The sequence below is a fragment of the Thalassotalea euphylliae genome (genome assembly GCF_003390395.1).
GTDB classification, from domain to species: Bacteria; Pseudomonadota; Gammaproteobacteria; order Enterobacterales; family Alteromonadaceae; genus Thalassotalea_F; species Thalassotalea_F euphylliae_C.
The window spans coordinates 1,800,257-1,819,295 of the sequence record NZ_QUOV01000001.1; the positions used below are offsets into that span (position 1 = coordinate 1,800,257).

Below are 19,039 nucleotides of genomic sequence, written 5' to 3' on the forward strand. Positions count from 1 at the left end.
AACAATTCTGGGCTATTTTTAATTAACTCGCCCTAGTTACTGTTATTTATACAGGTGTCCATTTGAGTCGCTTAAGTCAATTTTTTAGTAAGAAGAAACCCATTAATCCCGAAGACCTTTCACTTATTGAGTCAGTGCTTGATGCCTATCGCTCTGATGCGTTTCCGTATGGTGTATTAGCTTTATCCAACGAATTAGCGGGTGAACAGCAAAAAGATAAGTTGCTTATTGCGATAGAACTGCCTTTTTTTGCGGGCGATGAGCTAACCAGTATTGCCCATTCGCTTTCTGATGAACTAGGTAAATCGGTTGAGTTTACTACCTCAAACCATATAGAGCCGGTGCGCAAGCACGACATAGCAGGCGTAAAAAACATTATTGCTATTGCGTCTGGCAAAGGTGGTGTTGGAAAATCGACAACAACTGTCAATATCGCCCGTGCCTTGCAAAATGAAGGCGCGCGAGTCGGTATTTTGGATGCTGATATTTACGGCCCGTCAATTCCGACGATGCTGGGCTGCCAAGACGATAAACCGAGCTCAGTTGATGGTAAAACTATGATCCCCATTGACGCTGATGGTATTTACTCAATGTCAATCGGCTATTTAGTGCCAGACAGTGACGCTGCAGTCTGGCGTGGCCCTATGGCGAGCACGGCGTTTAGCCAGTTATTAAATGAAACCCAGTGGCCAGAACTTGATTACCTGCTGATTGATATGCCGCCAGGTACAGGTGATATTCAACTAACGCTTTCCCAAAAAGTACCTGTTGCCGGTGCCGTGATTGTCACTACACCGCAAGATATTGCACTAACCGATGCGCAAAAGGGCATTGCCATGTTTGATAAAGTGAAAGTACCTGTGCTTGGCGTGGTCGAGAATATGAGTTATCACATTTGTGAAAACTGCGGTCATCACTCGCATTTATTCGGCCTTGATGGCGGCAAGGATATTGCCGAAATTAATCAGGTGGATTTGCTAGGACAGCTGCCGCTTAATATTCAAGTTAGGCAAGAAGCGGATTTAGGCGAGAGCTTATTTAATAGTGAAAGCGCTAGTGACATCTGTGATCAATACCGTAAAATAGCGCGCAATATAGCAAGTAAAGTATTTCATTTGCTTGATATGCGCAGTCCTGCAACACCTAATATCGAAATACTGGATTAGCTAAATACAGGGATGAACATTTTGATATACACAATATTAAATAAAAACGAAAACCTAATAGACACAACAAAATAAGAAGAAGCGCCATGAGATTATGTGATAAAGATATTGAACGCTGCATTGCTGACGGCAAAATAGTTATTGAGCCACAGCCAGATGCCTCGATGATCTCAGGTGTAAGCGTTGATATTCGCTTAGGCAATGAGTTTCGTGTATTTAAAAACAATACCGCACCGTTTATTGACTTAAGTGGCCCACGCGAAGAAGTGCAGGCGCAAATGAATGCGGTGATGAGTGAAGAGATTGTTATTCCAGACGGCGAAGCCTTCTTTTTACACCCAGGCGAACTTGCATTAGCAGTGACTTATGAGTCGGTAACCCTACCTGCGGATATCGTTGGCTGGCTTGACGGTCGTTCATCATTAGCACGCTTAGGCTTAATGGTGCATGTTACCGCTCACCGTATTGACCCTGGTTGGTCTGGCCAAATCGTTCTAGAGTTTTATAACAGTGGTAAGTTACCGCTTGCGCTTCGTCCGGGGATGAAAATTGCGGCATTAAATTTTGAAACTATGTCAGGCGAAGCTGATCGTCCGTACAACAAACGTGTAGATGCTAAATATAAAGGGCAAACGGGCGCGGTAGCCAGTCGTATTAGCCAAGATGATGCTTCAGAGTAGGGAAGTGCTGTTATAACGTTATGTGACAATAGCCAATGCTAGTTAGCATTGGCTATTTTTAATGGGGCAATAGGCTCAATACCTTCAATGCACTTATTGAGTGCTTCAATAAGCTTTGCTTTATCATGATGATGTTTTACATCATAACTTGCCATATTGTGTGTGATCACTTTGATTTTATCTGATGTCACCTCTTTGTGATGACAAATCGCACTATCAATTGGCAGACAACCTATATTTTCCTCAATCCATGTCAGTTTTTCGTCTAGGCTAAGCGCGGCGGCAGGGCTGCTTTCCGCAACAATATTTTCGACAAATACACAGTGCCCTTTTCTTTGCTTAAGTGCATTCGCAATATCACGTACTAAGAGTGGCGGAACGACACTTGTTAAGAAACTGCCTGGGCCGAGAATAATTAAATCTGCATTGTTAATGGCGTCTACACATTGCTGAGGAGATTTAACCAAAGGTGCTAGCATTAAGTTCTTTGGCATAATTGGCATGTCATCTACTGAAAGCTCACCCACGCGGCAACGACCTTCTGGGTAAAAGGCCATTAAGTCAGTAGGGGACTCAGACATTGGCAATACCGGTGTTCTAACACGTAATAAACGTCGTACTAATTTAATCGAATCAATAGGGCTCGATTGAATTTGTCCTAAACCATAGAGGATCAAGTTCCCTAAATTGTGACCACCTAGCTCGTCTTCGCCGTCAAAGCGAAAATCAAATAATTGGCTGCCGACAGAGTTTTCATCCACTAACTGGGTTAAACAATTGCGCAGATCGCCCCATGCAATGGAAGAGCTTCTTTTTCTTAAGCGACCAGTTGAACCACCATTATCAGTTGTAGTGACAATACCAGTAAGTTGATCTTGCATAAAAGAGAGAGTGGAGAGAACACGACCTAGGCCATGGCCACCACCAATAGCAACAATATTTAGTTTTTTTAGTTGCATAGTCATGTGTGTTTCTTAACCAATTAGTTAAACCTTAACGTTAAAGCCTTTAAAAATAAAGTTTTGACTCTTTACCAAGGTCAAAGTGGGCGCGAATACTAGCACAATTCAAAATTTGTTCAGCAAAACCACGCTCGCTAACTAGTTGAATACACAAAAAATAAGCAGATTGATTTCAATGTGAACGATCAAACAAATAATTCGATTCTTTTCGAGTTATTTTAAAATTAAGTGTTGACACTTATCAGGGGCATGCCTAAAATGCGCCTCGCTTTCGACGAGTACTAGGTCGCTTGTCTGAAGGCTGGTTTAAGTAAGGTGTTTTACCGAACTAAAACTGGGGCTATAGCTCAGCTGGGAGAGCGCTTCGCTGGCAGCGAAGAGGTCTGCGGTTCGATCCCGCATAGCTCCACCATTTTCTAGAATGTTGGTAACTAAAGGTGTCTTTTAAGATAAAGGTTACGAGCATGAACAGTGTCCCGTTCGTCTAGAGGCCTAGGACACCGCCCTTTCACGGCGGTAACAGGGGTTCGAATCCCCTACGGGATGCCACTTTCTGGGAGCTGCCTTCTAGGTCAGGCAGTTGACCAAGTGAGCATTAAGCTAATGAAAATTAGAGTAATGTAAACTAAAAAGTTTCTAAGCGGTTGCTATTGAGAGGAGAGGGTACTTTTCTTGAAAGGTAAATAGCAACAAGCGCTGAATTATCAAAGTGTGTTAGCACAATTTGTTAAGCGATTTCAGTGTCCCGTTCGTCTAGAGGCCTAGGACACCGCCCTTTCACGGCGGTAACAGGGGTTCGAATCCCCTACGGGATGCCACAAATTAAAAAACCGACGTAAGTCGGTTTTTTTATGCCCAAAATTTGATTCATATCGCTTTATAAATAACATTAGTTGGCTGATGTCTTTCTATTGTTCTCTTCTTAATAATTTCTCTGATTTTCGTTTAGCGTTTACCAAGTTTTTATCAGAGCAGCCGAGCCTAAAATAACGAACAACTCACCAAAACATAATCGATAAATGTAATTTCTGTCGCCGATTTCCAAATCTGCAGTGAATTCTAAACACATATCGGCCTGTTAACTTTCTAGAAATGGTCAACAAGGCAAACATCACCATGATCATATTTTCTTAACAAAATCTCTATAATGTATTCCATAACTTTGTTAGGGTAAATAAAAAAGAGAATAGGTCTGGGCGAAAATAAATCACTTGTCGGTAATTTTTAAGATCGTTAACGTTAAAAGGGTAATTAATAGAGTAAATACTCTTTTGGGGTGGTGGCACGATTTTTACTTTATAGTAGACGTCTCATTAGGTGCTGCTATGAAGGTTGAGATATTTTATAAATTCAATAAGTTAAGCAAAGGAAGGTAGTATGGTTAGTAAAAAAATTCCACGTAATTCAGAAAATGATTACACAGATGAAATGGCGCAAGTTCGTCGTGACTTTATCCATCAAGAAACCGGTGCAGTTATGGAGCACACAGGCAACTACAGCATTAGTACAGATGTGTTACCTGGTAACATAGAGAATTTTATCGGGGTTGTGCAAATGCCTGTTGGTGTTGCTGGCCCAGTGCAAATTGATGGTGAGCACGCACAAGGCGAATTCTTCATTCCACTCGCGACAACTGAAGGAACTTTAGTGGCGAGCTATAGCCGTGGTATGCGCTTGCTTAACGAATGTGGTGGTGTCAAAACCACCGTGGTTGAAGGCTTTATGCAACGAGCACCAGCATTTATTTTTGAAAGTGCACGCGAAGCTCGTGACTTTGGTCAATGGGTTGATGATCACTTTCTAAGTATCAAGGAAGTGGCCGAAACAACAACTTCTGTTGGTAAGCTTGAAAAAATTCAACAATGGTCAATTTCTCGCTTCCGTTACTTACGCTTTAATTTCACAACAGGTGACGCTGCAGGCCAAAACATGGTGGGTAAAGCAACCCTAGCTGCATGTGAATGGATCATTGCTAATGCACCTTTCTCTTGCCGCTACTTATTGTCTGGCAATATGGATACCGATAAAAAGCACTCTCACTTAAATATGCTCCATTCGCGCGGTAAACGAGTTATTGCTGAAATTATGATTAAAGATGAAGTGCTGCAGAAAATCATGAAAGTTAGCACTAAGCAGTTCGCTGATGGCTGTGTAATGGCAAACACTGGCGCTATGATGGCAAATGCAGCATACAATGGCCCACATTCCGCAAATGGTATAGCGTCGCTGTTTATTGCGACGGGCCAAGATGAAGCTAATGTGGTTGAATCACATGCGGGCTTGTTATCACACCAGTTAATGGAAAATGGTGACTTGTATTTATCAGTGACATTACCTTCGTTAATTGTCGCGACTTTCGGTGGTGGTACTGGCTTGCCAACGCAAAACGAATGTTTACAAATGCTTGGCTGTGTGGGCAAAGGTAAGGCAAATAAGTTTGCTGAGATTGTTGCTGCGACAGTACTTGCAGGTGATATTTCACTGAAATCGGCGGTGATTTCTGGTCACTGGGTAAGTAGCCATGATCAGTTAGGTCGCAACCGTTAAATTCTAACGCGATGATTGCTTGCTAGAGTTTTTATCAGCCAATCAGAGTACTGAATAAAAAAGCGGATAGTGATTTAGTCACTATCCGCTTTTTTATAAGGACGTTTTTGTATGACGTTTTGATATGGCGTTAGGGCTTTAATCCGACTATTAGTATCGCTATATTCGGTTTAGCTCAAGCGATTATCGGCTCAGACTGGCTGTGGCACTTTTACCATTGCTAAACTTTCTTCTGCGAAACCGACACCGGCTTCATTGTAGAAGTTAAACACTTTATCAATACCCAGTGCTTGCAATTCCTCTCGTTCATCATCAAAACGTGCAATGGCAGCAATTTGGCCACGGTAGTTAACAGCCTTTAATTGGGTAGTGATATTAATCACATCTTGCACAGAAGGCACGGCAATCATTACCAGCTCTAGTTGATTTAAATCTAAAGTTTCCCAAAAATCACGAGATTCCGCGTCACCGTAAAAGGCTTGTGCGCCTGTCGATTTCAACCAATCAATTTTTCCTCGATCTGCATCTAATCCCCAAACTTTATTACCCACTTGTTGATCAAGTGCTTGGTATGCACCCATGCCTACACGTCCCATACCAACGACAACAATAGGTGAGTCGCAAGGTTGATCAAATATGTCTTCAGGCAATCGCTTAGTGCGCTCTAGTTGAGTTAACGTGGCTTTGTGCTTGGCAAATAAGCGCTCCGAGAATCGATAGACGACATTGGTTAAGACAAAAGAAATTGAAACAGCGAGTGCTAAAATAACTAACCATTCCTTGCTTAGCCAGCCATTATCAACACTCAACGCCGCAACAATTAAGCCGAATTCACTAAAGTTGGTCAGAAGCATGGCTGATAAAAATGCAGGCCTTGCTTTTAACTTTAAGCTGCTAAGCAACACATAGAAGAGTGCAAATTTTATTGGCAGCATTAAACAAATAAGCAACGCAATGCCTAGCATTTCCCATGTGGGTAGGGCAGTAAAGCCGATCATTAAGAAAAAGCCAATCAAGAATAAATCTTTAAAATTCAATAGGGCTTTATTGATCTCGCTAGCTTTTGGGTGGCTTGCCAACAGCATGCCGACAATGAGTGCGCCCAAATCACCTTTAATGCTCACAGCTTCAAATAATTCATAGCTGCCTAGAGCGAGGAAAAACCCTGTCAGCGGAATCAGCTCGCCATGCCCAACCGCGGTGATAATTCGGTTCATGATAGGCTTGATAAGGAATAATGCGACTAAGCCAAGTGCCCATATACTTGGCGTTTTGCCCGTTGCTACCACTAAAAATGCCACAGCGACAACGTCCTGCATGACCAAGATACCAACAGCAAGCTTGCCGTGGCGGGTGCGCATTTCCCCTTGTTCTTCAAGTAATTTTACAATACACACTGTGCTGCTAAAACTCAGCGCAAAAGCAATTAATAGCGCGATTTCCAGTTCTAATGCGGCAAAGTAGGTAAGCCCTGCAAAGGCGACCAACTTTATCATCACAACTGTGCTTACTAACCAAAGTGCGGTATGGGAAAGGGCGCCTCCCCAGACTTCGAGCTTGAGAAGATCCTTCACGTTAAGTTTTAGACCAATGGTGAATAGCATCAACGTAATGCCTAAATCGGCCAGTGTAGTCAGGTAGTCATCGGCTTCAAAACCCATAAAGTGGAGCACAAAGCCAGCCAGTAGGTAGCCAATTGACGGTGGCAGTGAAATTAATTTAGCGCCCAGACCACAGAAAAAAGCGAATAAAACCCAGATAAATTCCATTAGTTGCTGGCCTTAGTCTTAATGATGTCAGCCAATTGGTTTGCCATCACCTGAACGATTTTGGGCTGAGCTTCTACATTAGGGTGAATACCGTCGTTTTGCATTAGCTCAGGGTGCACGGCGATCGTGTTTAAAAAGAAAGGCAGCAGTGGCACATTGGTTTGCTTAGCAACATCAACAAATACTTGGCCAAACATTTTGTTATAGCGGGGTCCGTAATTTGGTGGGATCTTGACGTTCATTAGAAAAACCGTGATGTTTTTTTGCTTTGCCAAGTCGATAATTTGTAACAAATTATTCTTAATCAACTTAGGTGGAAAGCCGCGCAGGCCGTCATTGCCGCCCAGTTCAATCAGTAAATAATCGACATCTTCTTTCGATAGAATTCCCGGTAGACGAGATAAACCGCCTGCTGTGGTCTCGCCGCTTATGCTAGCATTGATGATCTGGTAGGAGGCATTATTCGTTTTTAGTTGTTGATTTAGCAAATAAACCCAGCCTTGGTTTTGTTTCATTCCGTAACTTGCACTAAGGCTATCACCGAGTAATAAAATACGAGCATTAGCAAGCACACTGAAACTTTGACATAGTAACAGTGACATCATTAATACTTTAAAAGCGCGTTTAAACATGAAGTTAGAATCCGACATTATTTTAAAGGTCAGTGACTTAGCAAAGTCAGTGACATTGGAAAATCATATTTTAGACTTATTATCCGACATAAATCTAGCGGTTAGCGCGGGTGAAACCTTAGCCATCGTTGGTGCGTCAGGCTCAGGTAAAACCACATTACTGTCTTTACTTGCTGGTTTAGACTTACCTAGCAGCGGTCGTATTGAGTTGATGGGCAACACCTTGCATAACATGGACGAAGAAGCGCGCAGCGCAGTAAGGGCTAAGCACGTAGGTTTTATATTCCAACAGTTTTTGCTGGTTAACAGTTTAACAGCACTTGAAAACGTTATGCTGCCCGCTGAATTGGCGAACTTACCCAACGCCGAACAACGGGCAAAAGAATTACTAGCTCAGGTTGATTTAGCTGATCGAGTTAATCATTTTCCTTCACAAATGTCGGGCGGTGAGCAGCAGCGTGTTGCCATCGCACGTGCTTTTATTACCCAACCAGAAATATTATTTGCTGATGAACCAACCGGTAATCTCGACAGTAAAACTGGCTTGCACATCACCGAGTTGCTGTTTGATTTGAATAAGCAAAATGGCACAACGTTAATTTTGGTGACGCACGATGAGAAGCTTGCTAATCGTTGTCATCGTAAAGTGATTGTTGATAGTGGTCGTATTGTTGAAGACACATTGACCGAAGGGGCTAATAACTTAGCAACAGAGGCAGTTACTGCCATTGATGAAAACGTGAAGAGAACCGTCAATGAGTAGCGCTAAAACTTGGGTTAACCAATCGCTGCGCTTGCTCAAACACGAACTTAGGCGCGGTGAATTGACGATTATCTTTTTGGCGATAGTGCTCGCGGTGGCGACAGTGTTTTCGCTGTCGGGCTTTTCACATCAAATTCAAGCGGCTATTATCAACAAAAGTTCGACCTTTATTGCTGCAGATCGTGTACTGCAATCCCCTAGACCAATTGCCGAAGATATCTTTGTTAAAAGTAATGAGCTAGGTCTGCGCTCGGCGCTCAAGCTTGAAATGGGTTCTATGGTATTTGCCAATGACACCTTGCAACTCGCCGAAATAGAAGCCGTTGGTGAAGCCTATCCACTTAAAGGTGAGCTGCTAGTACGAGATGCTCAAGGCAAAGTAAATGCGCAGCAAGGGCCGGCAGTAGGCGAAGTTTGGGCAGAGCAAAAGTTGCTAAACGTGCTAGGTGTTGAAATTGGTGACACGATTGAAGTTGGTTTGGCTGAGCTTAAAATTGCTGGCGTTGCAACCCAAATACCAGACGCTTCTTTTAGTGTTTTTACCTCTGGCCCTGTTGTGCTGATGAATGTTGCTGACATGGCAAAAACAGAGTTAATCCAGCCAGGCAGCCGTTTAACCTATAAAGTGCTATTTGCTGGCACACCAGCGCAAATTGATGATTTTGCAGATTGGATCAAGCCACAAGTGAATGAAACCATGCGCTGGTATGGTATTCAGTCAAGTCGCTCAGCGTTATCGTCATCACTTACTCGTGCTGAGCAATACCTGTCACTCGCTAGTATGCTAGGCATCGTATTAGCGGCTGTTGCTGTCGCGGTCGCCAGTCGTCGATACGGCCAGCGTCATCAACCTATGGTTGCGGTATTTAAGGCCATGGGCGCTAGCCAAAACCATATTACCAAACTGTACTGCCTCCATTGGGGGCTGCTAAGTGCTTTATCTATTGCCGTTGGCCTAGCAATTGGCTATGGCTTACAGCAAGTTGGCCTTAATGCCATGAAAGGTTACTTGGAGGTAGAAGTAGAAGTCTCTATGTTGAGACCTCTGTTTATCGCCATTGCGACAGGACTAATGTGTGCGATTGCTTTCGCCATTGCGCCACTGATGCAACTTGTGTCGGTGAAGCCTTTGGCGGTTATTCGTGGCTTTAAGCATAACACCTTCCATTGGTTGCAATTAGTACCAGCCATTGTTGCTTTGTATTTATTGCTTTATTTATTTAGTCAAAATGCGCTGATGAGCATAGTCTTGCTTGCTGGCGGCGTTGTTGTCTCTATTGTTTTATTGTTGATGGGTCAAGTGTTAGTTAACCTTGGCCGCAGTGCGGGCAGCAAATCAGGTAAAGCGCTTCATTTAGCCTTTGCTAATTTAAAGCGCCGTGCGAAAGAAAACAGTGTGCAGTTGGTGAGCTTTACCATTGCTATTAAATTGTTATTACTTATCGTTGTGGTGCGTACTGATCTTATTAACGAGTGGCAGGCGCAACTTCCTAACGATACCGCAAATCGCTTTTTAGTGAATATCAGCCAGCCGCAAGTGGATCTTGTTAATCAGTTTATGGCAGAGCAACAAATCCCTGGCAGTGGTTTATATCCTGTTGTCCGTGGCAGATTAACAGCCATTAACGAAGATTCAGTGACCAAGCAAGTGACTAAGGAAGATGATCCTGATGCTGAGCAGCAACGTCGCGGTGTGGGGCGAGAGCTTAATTTAACTTGGCGAAATGAATTGCCGCCAAGCAATGTGTTGATTGACGGTCAATGGTTTAGTCCTGATCATAAAAAGCCACAAGTGTCGATTGAGCAGGGCGTAGCAGAGCGCTTAGATGTTAAAGTTGGTGACACCTTAACATTCCAACTGGGCAGCGAAGAATTTAGCGCTGAAGTCACCAGTGTGCGTGAGGTGGACTGGCAATCACTGCAACCTAACTTCTTTATGATTTTTAATCAGTATGTGTTGCAAGACTTTCCAGCGACGTATATTTCTTCTCACTATGTTGCCCCTGAACAAGAGCAGGCTTTTAATCGTTTCCTAGCGGACTATCCAACGATTTCTATGATAGACGTTGGCGCGTTGATCAATCAGTTACGCACTGTGATTGATCAGGTATCTATTGCAGTTGAGTTTATTTTAGTCATGGTAGTGATTGCGGGCTCGCTTGTGTTGGTTGCACAAGTACAAGCCAGCATGGAAGAGCGAGAACGAGAAATTGCCATTCTTAGAACCTTAGGGGCAAAAGGTAGCTTACTGCGAAACAGTGTTTTGCTTGAATTTGTCTGCTTGGGTGTGGTTGCAGGCTTAATGGCCGGAATTGCAATGGAAGCCGCCGTTTATGTGATTCAAACTCAAGTGTTTGATATGTCGCCGAGCTTTCACTTTAGTTACTGGGGGGGTGGCATCACCGCAGGGGCCACGTTTGTTGGGGCGGTTGGCATGTTAAGCTGCTGGCGCTTGCTCAATATGTCGAGCGTTACCTTGATACGCCGAACTATGTAGCCGATACCCTGTTTTTGCATTAGGCCAAGCACTGGTGCATTAGTCGTTAAAAACCTTATTCCTTGTGTTTTCCTTACTAAAGATAACACCACTATGGAATAAGGTTTTTTAATGCTTGCGATAATTGCGGAAACTCAAATGTATAGCCTGCTTCGAGTAGCTTTTTCGGAACAACATGTTGTCCGTAAATGAGCAATTCTGCGACTTCACCAAACATTAAGTTCACCACAAAAGCAGGCATACACATAACTCTAGGTCTGTGATAAGCCGAAGCTAATTCATCACTGAATATTTTATTACTGGCGGGATTTGGTGCTGTAAAATTCACCTCGCCTTCAATTGAGGAAGCTGTCAGTAAAAAGTTCATTGCCTTGGTCATATCATCAATATGAATCCATGACATGACTTGTTGCCCATTAGCAATGACCGCACCTAAGCCAAACTTAAATGGAGGTGCCATTTGCGCAAGTGCACCACCATTTGTGCTTAACACAATGCCAGTGCGTAACAAGCATACTCTAGTCTTGGTATTTGCTTTTAATGCTGCACTTTCCCAACTTTGACAAAGCTGGTGGCTAAATTCTTCATACGGAGTGGCAAATGATTCATCAATATCTAGCTCAGTTTGTCTGCCGTAGTAGCCTATGGCTGAACCAGAAAGCAACGTACTAGGCGGGTTTTGGCTTTTATTAATTAAGCTAACTAGCTGCTGAGTCACTTGAACTCGACTTTGGATAAGTTGCTGTTTCTGGTAAGCATTCCAGCGTTTACCAAAAATAGGCTCTCCTTGCAGATTAATAACGGCATCAAATTCATCTAAATTTTCAAAACCGTCGAGCGTACCAATATAGGTTACATTTTTGATAGGCGAACCCTTATCGGGGTGTCGTGTTAGCACGGTAAAGCTGTGTTCGTTAACAAAGCGCTTGATAAATGCTTGCCCGATTAAGCCTGTGCCACCGGTGATTAATATTTTCATAATGACTCTAGTTGATTTATATCTACTCAAACTTATCTATATATGTAGTTACGTGATGGCTAGTTTCCGAGTTCTGCTAAACAAATAAAATCATTGCTTTTTATCTGGCTAACTTACAATATGTTCGCCATAAAGAGTAGACTTCTGAGAGCAATATGGGAATAAGTGAAACCTCAACAGGGATCTTAAAAGGGTTAGTGGTTATTGCGGCAGTATTTATTGTACTTGCGGGCTTAAAAACCGCCACCAATATACTCGTACCTTTTCTATTGTCAGTTTTTATAGCGGTTATTTGTAACCCACTGATTGCCAAAGCGAGTGAGTACAAGATTCCGAAAGCGCTGTCAGTCACTTTGGTTATTGTGCTGTTTCTTGCTATCGCGTTGTCAATTGCAGGACTGGTGGGTAACTCACTGAATGAATTGTCACAGCAGTTGCCCCAGTATCGTACTCAACTAAATGAAGAATTTGCTTGGGTGACTAATAAGCTAGCCGAGTACAATATTGCGATATCATCCGCTGTACTAATTGAGTATTTTGATCCCGCAGCGGCAATGGGCTTAGCGGCAGATATGCTGAGTGGCCTAGGTGGCGTAATGGCGAATTTATTTTTGATCATTATTACTGTCGTGTTTATGTTGTTTGAAGCGTCCTCTTTACCGAAAAAACTGCATTACGCATTGGATGACCCAGAGATGCGCTTAAGCCAGATTGATCGCTTTTTACAATCGGTCAATCATTATTTAGCGATTAAAACAGTGGTTAGTATTGGTACTGGTGTTGCGGTATCACTGATGCTTTGGGTTATCGGCTTGGACTTTTTCTTACTGTGGGGCGTGTTAGCCTTTTTGCTAAATTACATTCCCAATATTGGTTCTATTATTGCGGCAGTTCCTGCAATGTCATTGGCGATATTGCAACTAGGGCCAGCGGCTGCCGGTGGTATTGGGCTAGGTTATATGGTCATTAATACCGTTATGGGCAATATGATTGAACCACGTTTTATGGGACGCGGCCTCGGGCTTTCAACCTTAGTGGTGTTTTTGTCGTTAATTTTCTGGGGTTGGCTATTTGGTACTGTAGGCATGCTGCTTTCGGTACCTTTGACCATGATTATCAAGATAGGCTTGGAAAGCTCTGAAGAAGGTCGCTGGTTTGCAATTATGCTCTCTAACGATGATGATGTAGAGAAGTATCACACAGCGAAATAGCTACTTTTAGTTTGAAGGTTGCATAAAAAAGCGCATTTCAGAATAGCTGAAATGCGCTTTTTTAATTACTAAACAGAAGGTTATTTTTCAGTATTTAATTGACTAAGATCGGCAATGCGAGAACGACTTAATCGGATATAGCATTCTTTGTATGCGCTACCTGCCGTTGTCGCTGGGGAAATTGCCAGATATTGCCAACGACAATTGTTTTCTCGGTACTTGATAAAATCACTATTCGAACGTTTAAACATGTTTAGCGCAGACTTACGTCCGGTTTTCGCTGCAATGTCTTCAAGGATAAATATTTGGTTGTTTATCCACGTCTGTAATTCACGATCAACGGCTGATTTTACTCTATCTAAACATCGAGAATAATCAATATTATCGGCCTTGGAGGCGTCACAATCGCTAATAGACTTTGCATGCGTCACTGACATCATCCCTGTTGATACTGCCAGAAAAATAGCAAAAAACGCTTTCTTCATGGGACTTTTCTTAACCTTCTGACTAATTCTTTCTCAATATACTTTCTAAGTAATACCAGCAGAATAAGATCTGTTACGTGCGGCTTTGTGCACGCTATCTATCGCTAAACTGGGTTGGTTTATCAGCTTAGGCTGGTAGTACTTTTTTATAAGGTTTTACAACAACTTTGGCATAAACACCGGCGTCAATATAAGGGTCAGCATCTGCCCATGTTTGAGCGTCAGTTAGCGAGTTGAACTTAGCAACAACCAGTGAGCCCGTAAAACCCGCTTCACCAGGGTCTTCACTGTCGATGGCAGGGCAAGGACCTGCGACAAGCAGGCGACCTTCGTCTTGTAAGGTTTTTAAACGCTCCAGGTGAGCGCCCCTTACTGGCATGCGAAGTGGTAGGCTATCAGCGACATCTTCGCTGTAGATCATGTAGTACATCATAAATATAATTACTCTTTTTCTTTCGCCGTTGAATCGGCGTCATCTTGGGGAAGGTGTTTGTGAACGGCAATAATAGTGCCGATGGCAAATGCAAAGGTAAGCCCCATCAAACCAAATACTTTGAAATTAACCCAAACTTCTTGGCTGAAGTTAAACGCTACATACGCATTTAACGCACCGCAAAATGCGAAGAATCCAGCCCAGCTCAGATTCAGCTTGGCCCAAATTTTTTCAGGCAACTCAAGTGCTTCTGCCATTAATTGTTTAATTAGGTTCTTCTTAAATACATAATTGCTGATTAGCAATGCGATCGCGAAAAAACCATTAATGATGGTAACTTTCCATTTAAGGAAGGTGTCATCCTGTAAAAAGATAGTCAATCCACCAAAGCCGGCGATTAAACCAAAGATAATCCAATTTTTGGTTGGAACTTTTTGTTTTGTCAGAATGAAATACATAATGTGCAGCAAAGCACCAACGATAAGAACCCCTGTTGCTGCGTAAATGTCGTAAAACTTATAAACAACAAAGAACAGAATTAAAGGAACATATTCAAACAAAGCTTGCATATTAAAAAGCTATTAACATAATTTGCCATCATTCTACCTAAAGCAAAATCCTTAGCCAATGAATTCTCTGATTGGTGATATGCTTTTTCGATACAAGACTGCTGCTGGTGTTATATCTGCTATGTTTGCTAGAGATTCGTTCTAGGTTGTAGTGATGTTAGGTTTTATCGCTTCTCACCACAACCTACCAACTACTCATAACTTCTATCACTTATCCCAAGCACCTAGATGCTACTCAGGCGTAATTAATGTTAATTTAGCGTCGCTACCGTCAGCCAATACTGCGATATCCCCGTTGTTCGTGACAAAAACATCTCTTAAACGCCCTGTGATATCAGGAAATACGTGCGTTTGAGTAAAATCTCCATCCGCTAAATTGACTGCATAGAGTTTTTGATCGACTAAGGTGGTGATCAAGGCATGTCGTTGCAGTGAGGTAAAACTGCTATGTTGTGAGCCGTAATAGGCCATACCTGAAGGTGCGATGGAAGGCGTCCAGTCCACACTTGGTAATTTCATGCCGGGATATTTTGTAAAAGGGGAAATACGGGCTTGTGAATAATCTTTGCCATAGGTTATCACTGGCCAGCCATAATTTGCCCCAGCAGTTATATAATTGAGTTCGTCTCCACCTGCTGGGCCATGTTCGTGGCTAACAATCTGTTGACTGTCGTAATCATAAATCAAGCCCTGCGTATTGCGATGCCCGATGGTATACACCGCGTGTGCTTTGTTATTCTCGTGTTGGCTAAATGGATTATCTTCAGGAATACTGCCGTCAAGCTTTATACGCAGTACTTTACCAAGTTGACTGGTTTTTACTTGGGCTTGTTCTCGGTAGTCGAAACCGTCGCCGCTCGAGAATAACAGTGTGTTGTCAGGCAATACTAGTGCTCGACCCGCATAATGTTGCGGTGTGCCTTTGTCTGTTGCTACCTGATAAATAATTGTCGGCGTTGAAAATTGCTCACCATCAAACTTTGCTTTGGCGATAACCAGTCGGTTTGCATTTAATTTACCTTGCGCATACGTGATTAGAACTTCTTTCGATACGCTAAAATCAGGTGCAAGCACAATATCAAGCAGGCCACCTTGGCCTGCAACGTACAAACCATCTAGGGCTAATTTTACTCTAGATTGCTGCCCATTTTTGGCGATTACAACATGACCATCGCGCTCAGTGATTAGCCAAGTTTTGTTGGGTAATTGAACCACACTCCAAGGCGATTTTAAGTCGTTAGCTATGGTAGTGACTTTGTAGTCGTCAGGCATCATTGGGTTTGCAGAAGACGCGCTAAGTTCAGTATTTGCAAGCAGCGAAAATGAAGTAAGCAAGGAGGCTGAGCTTAACAGTAATTGTTTAGTGCTTAAGCCTTTGGTAGGGTAAGAAAAAAAACGCGCTCGATGTGGCAGTTTACGTCGAATTAGTCGAGCTAGCCTAGATTGAGATGCCCATGCAATTTTTAACACGCGTTCTACCTTCCTTTTTAGTTTCTTGGTTGCTTACGTTTTCTCTTGCTAGCTTGTTTCATAGCCAATATGTTGTCAATCAATTAGTTAACATTGGTGTTGAGGTTAAATTTGCCGATCGTTTACAGTTAACGCAAGAAGATTGGTTAGGGCTATTGCCAACGTATGGTGCGATTATCGCCATCGCCTTTTTAATTGCGTTTCCGGTAACGGCTTGGCTGGCCAGAAAGTGGGATAAATATCGAACTCAGTTGTATGTGGCAGGTGGCATTACCGCTTTTGTTATCGCTTTGGTTGCTATTGAATCGATAATGAATATCAACATTATTGCAGGTGCGAGAGGTTGGGGCTTTTATGCACAGTTATTAGCCGGCGCTATTGGTGGCTGGATTTTCGCAAAAATTAGCACTGTGCTGAGCACTTCAAAAACTAACCCGTAAAGGTGTAGTGCTTTTATACCAGCTTTTTATATTGCTTTTTTATACAGCTTAGATGACAAGTATCGCATGCTAGCTCTACACAACTGCGCAGCTAGCTAGACTAGTCTTTTTTCCGCATTGGTTAGCGCGAATTAAAAATACCGAGCTAACTCTAATTATTTAAATCATTGGGGATAAAGCTGCGGGGTTGAGAGCACAGGGCTGCAATAACAGAATCAATTTGTTTGGCACACTAAACAGGGCAAAAATATGTTAGGCGTTGCCAATTAAAGTAGACGCTTCAATATATAGCTCTGGATCCGATTCTTGGAAATACTCAACCCGTTTAATTGCTTGTGGAAGTCCTAAATCAGCGGCACTGATGAGCCAAGCTAAACCAAGCGTCTGGTCTTCTTCAACACCTTCCGCTAAGAAGTAAGCTCTACCGATGGCGCCACGCGATTTAACGCAACCGAACTTGGCGGCTTCTTTAAATAAAGCGATAGCTTGTTCAAACTCTTGGCTGTCACGGTTAGCCATTGCTTCGTTGTATAGCTTATCGGCAAGTGCCTCATCAGGCTCTGCAGACTCGACAAGTTCAATAGGCGCTAGGCTTTCAAGTGTATGATCTGATTCAGGCGCCTTAGTTGATAATGCTTTCTGATGTTCGTTGTTTGTTTCTTCGGTAGTTGCATTGGCAGAGTTACCGAGTAAATCATCCGGTGATTCATTAGTAAAGTCATCAGTTATATCATCAGTAATGTCAGCGGATAGCTTGACTGGATTTGTTGCCGAGCTACGCTGTTCAGGCTCAAATTCAGCCGTTGGTTGGGCTTGTTGAATAGCTTCTCTTGGGGGCTGAACGTTTGTATGGCGTTGAGTTTCTAATGGGGAAGTCAACTCGATTGGTGCTTCTTCTTCGCCATTGTCAAAAATCGCTTTAATGTCGATATCGCGCTTTTTCTGCTCCAAAAAGGTTGTCATTACCGCGTCGTACCTAGCATTGAGCTGCTCAATGGTATGTTGCTGCTGAGAAACTTGTTGCTTAAAGTAATTTACGTCGGCCTGAAGTTGAGCAATTGTTGCTTGGCTTTGAATTTGTTGCTCTTTGTGCAGATGTTTTAAGCTCTCAAGGTGATCTTGATGGTTGGCATCAATCCTTTCCTGTTGCTTTTCATTATAAGCTTCAAATTTATTTAACACCGAGTTGACGGTATGTTCGTAATTCGCCTTCATTTTTTCGAACCAGCGAAACACTTGGCTAGGTGCTTTGAAGTTATCAGACATAAATAATTACTAGGTTATGCAATGACGTTATAGCTACCTTAATGATTTGTATTTTTGAAATCAATTTGCCAGCCTAAAATAGCCAAGATTATTGTCCTTTAGCGCATTCTTTAAACATAAACTGCAAAAACGCTGAAAAAACAACTAAGCATAAACGCTTTGAAGACAGAAACTTCAGGGCCCAGTCGTTAAATATCTGATAAAAATCAAGTTTGAAAGGCAATTGGCTTGATTGTGCCATTTCTTGGCCTATATTTTTAACGAGAAGGCTGTACTTATCTGTATGTTGGCGCTTTTAAGATAAGTAGTGGCGCTATTATGAGCAAAGGAATGCGAGATTACGATTTATCCTTTGTTTTTGCTGATTTATTTAAAAAAACGCTATATGATGCGCAACGCGAATATTTGTGTTGCTAAGTGCAAACCAAGTAAACAAGGTTTATGGTCGAAAGATAAATAAACGCTAGTTGTAGTCTTTACTTAATCAAGGAAACACATGTTCAAATTACCTGCTGAATTAACCATAGCCAAAGCAGAAGAATTTAAACAACTGCTAATGGAATATGCCGAAAACCACGATGACATCGTAATTGATGACTCCGCAGTTGAAAAAATTGACACCATTGGCGTTCAGCTTATTCTATCTATGGTGACCTACTTAACCTCTATTCACAAAAGCATCGAATGGCAGTGCACAGCAACAGCCATCAAAGAAAGCGTAGAAAAGCTGGGAATTAAAGATTCTATTTTACTTCAATACGTCAATGCTTAATGTACCGATAAAATAAAAAGGAAAGAAAGAACATGGCCAAAGTGCTTGTAGTTGATGATTCTAATTCAATTCGTGACATGGTGAGTTTTACACTCAAGGCGGCAGGGTATGAAACCGTAGAAGCTGCTAACGGTCAAGAAGGTCTGACGAAAGCGCAGTCTGGCAACATTGATTTAGTGATCACTGACGTCAACATGCCGATTATGGATGGCATTACCTTATGCCAAGAATTAAGAAAGTTACCTGCGTTTAAATTCACACCAATTTTAATGTTAACCACTGAAAGTTCAGTTGATATGAAGCAACGCGGTAAAGCTGCAGGTGCAACTGGCTGGTTAGTCAAACCATTTAACCCTGAAAAACTATTAGCAACCATCAAACGCGTCATTCGGTAACGT

At 42.4% G+C, this 19,039-nt stretch carries 18 protein-coding genes and 3 tRNA genes; 12 read left to right on the forward strand and 9 right to left on the reverse strand.

From position 1 onward, the window contains the following. Positions 1–62 precede the first annotated feature (62 nt). Positions 63–1,166, forward strand: coding sequence for an iron-sulfur cluster carrier protein ApbC (gene apbC, locus DXX92_RS07985; RefSeq protein ID WP_115999971.1), 1,104 nt, complete (start codon positions 63–65; stop codon positions 1,164–1,166). Between the two features lie 86 nt (positions 1,167–1,252). Continuing rightward, positions 1,253–1,846 carry a dCTP deaminase gene (dcd, locus tag DXX92_RS07990; protein WP_115999972.1) on the forward strand — a complete coding sequence of 198 codons (594 nt, stop codon included), beginning with the start codon at positions 1,253–1,255 and terminating at the stop codon, positions 1,844–1,846. 38 nt (positions 1,847–1,884) lie between these two features. On the opposite strand, the gene DXX92_RS07995 is transcribed toward dcd, so the two are convergent. Then, positions 1,885–2,811: a gluconeogenesis factor YvcK family protein gene (locus DXX92_RS07995; protein WP_245961431.1), complete on the reverse strand. Its 927-nt coding sequence runs from the start codon at positions 2,809–2,811 to the stop codon at positions 1,885–1,887. A 333-nt stretch (positions 2,812–3,144) separates the two neighbouring features. Between DXX92_RS07995 and DXX92_RS08000 the strand changes: the two genes are divergently transcribed. The 4 genes from DXX92_RS08000 (at position 3,145) to DXX92_RS08015 (ending at position 5,355) form a co-directional block, all read left to right on the forward strand. After that, a tRNA-Ala gene (locus DXX92_RS08000) sits at positions 3,145–3,220 on the forward strand. A 61-nt stretch (positions 3,221–3,281) separates the two neighbouring features. After that, positions 3,282–3,357: transfer RNA gene (locus tag DXX92_RS08005), tRNA-Glu, on the forward strand. 193 nt (positions 3,358–3,550) lie between these two features. After that, positions 3,551–3,626, forward strand: a tRNA-Glu gene (locus DXX92_RS08010). A 559-nt stretch (positions 3,627–4,185) separates the two neighbouring features. Continuing rightward, positions 4,186–5,355, forward strand: a complete 1,170-nt coding sequence (locus tag DXX92_RS08015; protein ID WP_115999973.1) for a hydroxymethylglutaryl-CoA reductase — start codon at positions 4,186–4,188, stop codon at positions 5,353–5,355. A gap of 191 nt (positions 5,356–5,546) precedes the next feature. Here the strand turns inward: DXX92_RS08015 and DXX92_RS08020 are convergent, their stop codons facing one another. Then, entirely contained in the window at positions 5,547–7,124 is a 1,578-nt protein-coding gene (locus DXX92_RS08020) for a cation:proton antiporter family protein (RefSeq protein WP_115999974.1), read from the reverse strand. Next, complete coding sequence (locus DXX92_RS08025) at positions 7,124–7,756, reverse strand: arylesterase (RefSeq protein ID WP_115999975.1); 633 nt, start codon at positions 7,754–7,756, stop codon at positions 7,124–7,126. Before DXX92_RS08025 ends, DXX92_RS08020 begins: the two co-directional genes overlap by 1 nt. Between DXX92_RS08025 and DXX92_RS08030 the strand changes: the two genes are divergently transcribed. After that, positions 7,755–8,519, forward strand: a complete 765-nt coding sequence (locus tag DXX92_RS08030; protein WP_115999976.1) for an ABC transporter ATP-binding protein — start codon at positions 7,755–7,757, stop codon at positions 8,517–8,519. The two genes, DXX92_RS08025 and DXX92_RS08030, sit on opposite strands and share 2 nt — an antisense overlap. Then, positions 8,512–11,016 (forward strand): ABC transporter permease, encoded by a 2,505-nt coding sequence (locus DXX92_RS08035; protein WP_115999977.1) that lies wholly within the window; start codon positions 8,512–8,514, stop codon positions 11,014–11,016. The genes DXX92_RS08030 and DXX92_RS08035 overlap by 8 nt, the downstream gene beginning before the upstream one ends. Positions 11,017–11,107: 91 nt before the next feature. Here DXX92_RS08035 and DXX92_RS08040 read toward each other — a convergent pair whose 3' ends face one another. Further along, positions 11,108–11,995, reverse strand: coding sequence for a TIGR01777 family oxidoreductase (locus DXX92_RS08040; protein ID WP_115999978.1), 888 nt, complete (start codon positions 11,993–11,995; stop codon positions 11,108–11,110). Positions 11,996–12,150: 155 nt separating this feature from the next. Between DXX92_RS08040 and DXX92_RS08045 the strand changes: the two genes are divergently transcribed. Next, positions 12,151–13,206, forward strand: a complete 1,056-nt coding sequence (locus tag DXX92_RS08045) for an AI-2E family transporter (RefSeq protein WP_115999979.1) — start codon at positions 12,151–12,153, stop codon at positions 13,204–13,206. Between the two features lie 80 nt (positions 13,207–13,286). Here DXX92_RS08045 and DXX92_RS08050 read toward each other — a convergent pair whose 3' ends face one another. The 4 genes from DXX92_RS08050 to DXX92_RS08065 all read right to left on the reverse strand — a co-directional run bounded on the left by DXX92_RS08050 (position 13,287) and on the right by DXX92_RS08065 (position 16,163). Further along, positions 13,287–13,691, reverse strand: a complete 405-nt coding sequence (locus tag DXX92_RS08050) for a lysozyme inhibitor LprI family protein (protein WP_115999980.1) — start codon at positions 13,689–13,691, stop codon at positions 13,287–13,289. 127 nt (positions 13,692–13,818) lie between these two features. Further along, on the reverse strand, positions 13,819–14,121 hold the full coding sequence (locus DXX92_RS08055; RefSeq protein WP_115999981.1) for a YciI family protein: 303 nt from the start codon (positions 14,119–14,121) through the stop codon (positions 13,819–13,821). Between the two features lie 11 nt (positions 14,122–14,132). After that, positions 14,133–14,693, reverse strand: coding sequence for a septation protein A (locus DXX92_RS08060; RefSeq protein ID WP_115999982.1), 561 nt, complete (start codon positions 14,691–14,693; stop codon positions 14,133–14,135). 231 nt (positions 14,694–14,924) lie between these two features. Further along, positions 14,925–16,163, reverse strand: coding sequence for a PQQ-dependent sugar dehydrogenase (locus tag DXX92_RS08065; RefSeq protein ID WP_245961432.1), 1,239 nt, complete (start codon positions 16,161–16,163; stop codon positions 14,925–14,927). On the opposite strand from DXX92_RS08065, the gene DXX92_RS08070 reads away from it, so the two are divergent. Next, positions 16,148–16,603: a hypothetical protein gene (locus DXX92_RS08070; protein ID WP_115999983.1), complete on the forward strand. Its 456-nt coding sequence runs from the start codon at positions 16,148–16,150 to the stop codon at positions 16,601–16,603. The two genes, DXX92_RS08065 and DXX92_RS08070, sit on opposite strands and share 16 nt — an antisense overlap. 252 nt (positions 16,604–16,855) lie before the next feature. Here the strand turns inward: DXX92_RS08070 and DXX92_RS08075 are convergent, their stop codons facing one another. Further along, positions 16,856–17,869 (reverse strand): sel1 repeat family protein, encoded by a 1,014-nt coding sequence (locus DXX92_RS08075; protein ID WP_115999984.1) that lies wholly within the window; start codon positions 17,867–17,869, stop codon positions 16,856–16,858. A gap of 496 nt (positions 17,870–18,365) precedes the next feature. On the opposite strand from DXX92_RS08075, the gene DXX92_RS08080 reads away from it, so the two are divergent. Both DXX92_RS08080 and DXX92_RS08085 read left to right on the forward strand, forming a co-directional pair. After that, the gene (locus tag DXX92_RS08080; protein ID WP_115999985.1) at positions 18,366–18,641 is read left to right on the forward strand and encodes an STAS domain-containing protein; all 276 of its coding nucleotides are present in this window, start codon (positions 18,366–18,368) and stop codon (positions 18,639–18,641) included. 32 nt (positions 18,642–18,673) lie between these two features. Beyond that, complete coding sequence (locus DXX92_RS08085) at positions 18,674–19,036, forward strand: response regulator (RefSeq protein ID WP_115999986.1); 363 nt, start codon at positions 18,674–18,676, stop codon at positions 19,034–19,036. The last annotated feature ends 3 nt before the right edge of the window (positions 19,037–19,039 follow it).